The organism is Chitinophaga silvisoli, assembly GCF_003412465.1.
Taxonomy (GTDB): Bacteria; Bacteroidota; Bacteroidia; order Chitinophagales; family Chitinophagaceae; genus Chitinophaga; species Chitinophaga silvisoli.
The window spans coordinates 1-6,266 of record NZ_QTJV01000045.1 but is presented as its reverse complement, the minus strand read 5'-3'; the positions used below and the strand labels follow the sequence as shown (position 1 = coordinate 6,266).

Here is a 6,266-nt window from a genome sequence, read left to right as displayed (position 1 = left end):
TGTGATACCGCCCGCCTGATTATCACAGTGACCGCAGTGAACGATGCACCGATAGCCGCTGATGATGCGATTAATATCAATGAAGATGCGCAAGGCACAGGCAATGTACTGACCAATGACAGTGATCCAGATGGTGATGCTCTGACCGCCAGTGTAGTGGCAAACCCTGCCCATGGTACGATTGTACTGAACGCAGATGGTAGCTTCACTTACACACCAAATGCAAACTTCAACGGTCTCGACACCCTGACTTACCAGGCATGTGATAATAATGGAGCTTGTGATACCGCCCGCCTGATTATCACAGTGACCGCAATGAACGATGCACCGATAGCCGCTGATGATGCGATTACTATCAATGAGGATACCCAAGGAACAGGTAATGTACTGAGTAATGATACTGATGCAGATGGCGATCCGCTGATAGCAAGCGTGGTGAATGGCCCTTCTCATGGAACTATTGTACTGAACGCAGATGGTAGCTTCACTTACACTCCAAATGCGAACTTCAACGGCCTCGACACCCTGACTTACCAGGCCTGTGATAATAATGGAGCATGTGACACCGCTCGCCTGATTATCACAGTGACTGCCGTGAACGATGCACCGATAGCCGCTGATGATGCGATTAATATCAATGAAGATGCACAAGGCACAGGCAATGTACTGACCAATGACAGTGATCCAGATGGTGATGAGCTGATAGCAAGTGTAGTAGTTAACCCAGCCCACGGTACTATCGTACTAAATGCGGATGGTAGCTTCACTTACACTCCAAATGCAAACTTCAACGGTCTCGACACCCTGACTTACCAGGCCTGTGATAATAATGGAGCTTGTGATACTGCCCGCCTGATCATTACAGTGACTGCAATGAACGATGCACCGATAGCCGCTGATGATGCGATTAATATCAATGAAGATGCGCAAGGCACAGGCAATGTACTGACCAATGACAGTGATGCAGATGGCGATCCGCTGATAGCAAGCGTGGTGAATGGCCCTTCTCATGGAACTATTTTACTGAACGCAGATGGTAGCTTCACTTACACACCAAATGCAAACTTTAATGGTCTCGACACCCTGACTTACCAGGCCTGTGATAATAATGGAGCTTGTGATACCGCCCGCCTGATTATCACAGTGACCGCAATGAACGATGCACCAATTGCCGCTGATGATGCGATTAATATCAATGAAGATGCGCAAGGCATAGGCAATGTACTGACCAATGACAGTGATCCAGATGGTGATGCTCTGATAGCAAGTGTAGTAGTTAACCCAGCCCACGGTACTATCGTACTAAATGCGGATGGTAGCTTCACTTACACACCAAATGCAAACTTCAACGGAATGGATACTGTATCATACCAGGCCTGTGATAATAATGGAGCTTGTGACACCGCCCGCCTGATCCTCACAGTGACAGCAATGAATGATACACCGGTAGCCGCAGATGATGCGATAACTATCAATGAGGATACCCAAGGCACAGGTAATGTATTGACAAACGATACTGATCCTGAAGGCGACGCACTCACCGCGAACGTAATCAACGCTCCAGGCAACGGTACGATCGTTCTGAATGCAGATGGATCATTCACCTACACCCCAAATGCAAACTTCAACGGCATAGATACTGTAACATATCAGTCATGCGATAATAATGGAGCATGTGACACCGCCCGCCTGATCATTACAGTAACCGCTGTGAATGATGCACCTGTAGCAGTAGATGATGTGATTACTGTCAATGAAGATACAAATGGTACTGGCAATGTCCTGACTAATGACACCGATCCAGATGGTAATGCCCTGATCGCCAGTGTAGTGACAAACCCAGCTCATGGCACGATCGTTTTGAATGCAGATGGCTCATTCTCCTATACACCAAATGCAAACTTCAATGGCATAGATACTGTAACATATCAGGCATGTGATAATAATGGAGCATGTGACACAGCCCGCCTGATCATCACAGTGACCGCTGTAAACGACACACCGGTTGCAGTAGATGATGCTATTACTATCAATGAAGATGCACAAGGCACAGGTAATGTCCTGACTAATGATACCGATCCAGACGGCGATGCTCTGACTGCCAGTGTGGTGACAAACCCTGCCCATGGCATGATTGTCCTGAATGCAGATGGTAGCTTCACGTACACTCCAATTGCAAACTTCAACGGCATAGATACTTTAACATATCAGGCATGTGATAATAATGGAGCTTGTGATACTGCCCACCTGATCATTACAGTGACAGCGATGAACGATGCACCGATGGCTGCAGATGATGCTATTACTATCAATGAGGATACGCAAGGAACAGGTAATGTACTGGGTAATGATACTGATGCAGATGGCGATCCGCTGATAGCAAGTGTGGTGAACGGCCCATCCCATGGTACGATTGTACTGAACGCAGATGGTAGTTTCACTTACACACCAAATGCAAACTTCAACGGCATAGATACAGTGACTTACCAGGCATGTGATAATAATGGAGCATGTGACACCGCCCGCCTGATCATTACAGTGACAGCAATGAACGATTCACCGGTTGCAGAAGATGATGCGATAACTATTAATGAGGACACCCAAGGCACAGGTAATGTATTGACAAACGATACCGATCCTGACGGCGACGTACTCACCGCCAGTGTAGTGACAAACCCTACCCATGGTACGATTGTACTAAATGCAGATGGTAGCTTCACCTACACACCAGATACAAACTTCAACGGCATAGATACAGTAACCTACCAGGCATGTGATAATAACGGAGGCTGTGATACCGCCCGCCTGATCATCACAGTGACCGCTGTGAACGATGCACCAATCGCTACCGACGATGCCATCACCATCGCTGAAGACAGCCAAGGCACCGGCAATGTATTGACTAATGATACCGACCCTGACGGCGAGGCACTCACCGCAAGTGTGGTGACAAATCCAGCCCATGGTACAATTGTACTGAATACAGATGGTAGCTTCAACTACACACCAAATGCAAACTTTAACGGCATAGATACAGTGACTTACCAGGCATGTGATAATAATGGAGCATGTGACACCGCCCACCTGATCATCACAGTGACAGCGATGAACGATGCACCGGTAGCAACTGATGATGCGATCACCATTGTTGAGGATACAAATGGAGCAGGTAATGTCCTGACTAATGATACCGATCCAGACGGCGACGCACTCACCGCAAGCGTAATCACCAGCCCAGCCCACGGTACGATCGTCCTGAATGCAGACGGCTCATTCTCCTATACGCCAAATGCAAACTTCAACGGCCTCGACACCGTGACTTACCAGGCATGTGATAACATCGGAGGCTGTGACACCGCCCGCCTGATCATAACAGTAACAGCAGCGAACGATGCACCGATAGCTACAGATGATGCGATTACTATCAATGAGGACATCCAGGGCACAGCTAATGTCTTAACCAATGACACCGATTCAGATGGTGATGCTCTGTCAGCCAGTGTGGTGACAAACCCAGTCCATGGAATCATCGTCCTGAACGCGGATGGTAGCTTCACGTACACGCCAAATGCAAACTTCAACGGCCTCGACACCGTGACTTACCAGGCATGTGATATTAATGGAGCATGTGACACTGCCCGCCTGATCATCACAGTGACAGCGATGAACGATGCACCGATAGCCGTAGATGATGCGATTACTATCAATGAAGATGCACAAGGCACAGGCAATATACTGACCAATGACAGTGATCCAGATGGTGATGCTCTGACCGCCAGTGTAGTGGCAAACCCTGCCCATGGTACGATTGTACTGAACGCAGATGGTAGCTTCACCTACACACCAAATGCAAACTTCAACGGTCTCGACACCCTGACTTACCAGGCATGTGATAATAATGGAGCTTGTGATACCGCCCGCCTGATTATCACAGTGACCGCAATGAACGATGCACCGATAGCCGCTGATGATGCGATTACTATCAATGAAGATTCACAAGGCACAGGCAATGTACTGACCAATGACAGTGATCCAGATGGTGATGCATTGACAGCCAGTGTAGTGACAAACCCAGCCCATGGTACGATTGTACTGAATGCAGATGGTTCATTCACCTACACGCCAAATGCAAACTTTAATGGCATTGATACAGTGACTTACCAGGCATGTGATAATAATGGAGGCTGTGACACCGCCCGCCTGATAATCACAGTAACAGCAACGAACGATGCTCCGGTAGCAACTGATGATGCGATCACCATTGTTGAGGATACAAATGGAGCAGGTAATGTCCTGACTAATGATACCGATTCTGACGGCGACGCACTCACCGCGAGCGTAATCACCAGCCCAGCCCACGGTACGATCGTCCTGAATGCAGATGGCTCATTCTCCTATACGCCAACTGCAAACTTCAACGGCCTCGACACCGTGACTTACCAGGCATGTGATAACATCGGAGCATGTGACTCAGCTCGCCTGATCATTACAGTGACAGCTATGAACGATGCACCGGTAGCAACTGATGATGTAGTTACTATTGTTGAGGATACAAATGGTACAGGTAATGTACTGACTAATGACACAGATCCAGATGGTGATGCATTGACAGTTAGTGTGGTAACCGATCCAGTCCATGGTACTATTGTACTTAACGCAGATGGCTCATTCACCTACACGCCAAATGCAAACTTTAACGGCCTCGACACAGTAATCTACCAGGCATGTGATAATAATGGAGGCTGTGACACCGCCAGCCTGATCATAACAGTGACAGCGATGAACGATGCACCGATGGCTGCAGATGATGCGGTTACTATCAATGAAGATGCACAAGGCACAGGTAATGTCCTGACCAATGATATAGATCCAGATGGTGATGCTTTGACAGCCAGTGTGGTGACAAACCCAGCTCATGGTACGATCGTGCTGAACGCGGATGGTAGCTTCACGTACACGCCAAATGCGAACTTTAACGGCCTCGACACCCTGACTTACCAGGCATGTGATAATAATGGAGCATGTGACACCGCCCACCTGATCATCACAGTGACAGCGATGAACGATGCACCGATAGCCGTAGATGATGCGATTACTATCAATGAGGACACCCAGGGCACCGGTAATGTCTTAAGCAATGACACCGATCCAGATGGTGATGCATTGACAGCCAGTGTAGTGACAAACCCAGCTTATGGTACGATCATTCTGAATGCAGGTGGTTCATTTACCTACACACCAAATGCAAACTTCAATGGCATAGATACTGTAACATATCAGGCATGTGATAATAATGGAGACTGTGACACCGCGCGCCTGATCATCGCAGTAGCAGCAGCGAACGATGCACCGGTAGCAACTGATGATGCGATCACCATTGTTGAGGATACAAATGGAGCAGGTAATGTCCTGAGTAATGATACCGATCCAGATGGTGATGCTTTGACAGCCAGTGTGGTGACAAACCCAGCTCATGGTACGATCGTTCTGAACGCGGATGGTAGCTTCACTTACACACCAAATGCAAACTTTAACGGCCTCGACACAGTGACTTACCAGGCATGTGATAATAATGGAGCATGTGACACAGCCCGCCTGATCATAACAGTAAGCACTGTTAACGATGCACCGGTAGCAGTAGATGATGCGATTACTATCAATGAGGATGCACAAGGCACAGGTAATGTCTTAACCAATGACACCGATCCAGATGGTGATGCATTGACAGCCAGTGTGGTGACAAACCCAGTCCATGGTATCATCGTACTGAACGCGGATGGTAGCTTCACTTACACACCAAATGGAAACTTCAACGGCCTCGACACCCTGACCTATCAGGCATGTGATAACATCGGAGCATGTGACACAGCCCGCCTGATCATCACAGTGACAGCAATGAACGATGCACCGGTAGCAGTAGATGATGCGATTACTATCTATGAGGATGCACAAGGCACAGGTAATGTCCTGACTAATGATACCGATCCAGATGGCGAGGCATTGGCAGTTAGTGTGGTAACCAATCCAGTCTATGGTACTATTGTACTGAATGCAGATGGTAGCTTCACTTATACACCAAATGCAAACTTCAATGGCATAGATACTGTAGCATATCAGGCATGTGATAATAATGGAGGCTGTGACACCGCCCTCCTGATCATTACAGTAATCGCAATGAATGATGCACCAGTAGCAACTGATGATGCGATCACCATTGTTGAGGATACAAATGGAGCAGGTAATGTCCTGACCAATGATACCGATTC

The 6,266-nt window shown here is 47.8% G+C and carries 1 protein-coding gene; it reads left to right on the top strand.

Annotated features, from left to right (window positions below):
• On the top strand, window positions 1-6,266 hold a 6,266-nt coding region (locus DXN04_RS34195), incomplete at both ends, for an Ig-like domain-containing protein (protein WP_116857913.1).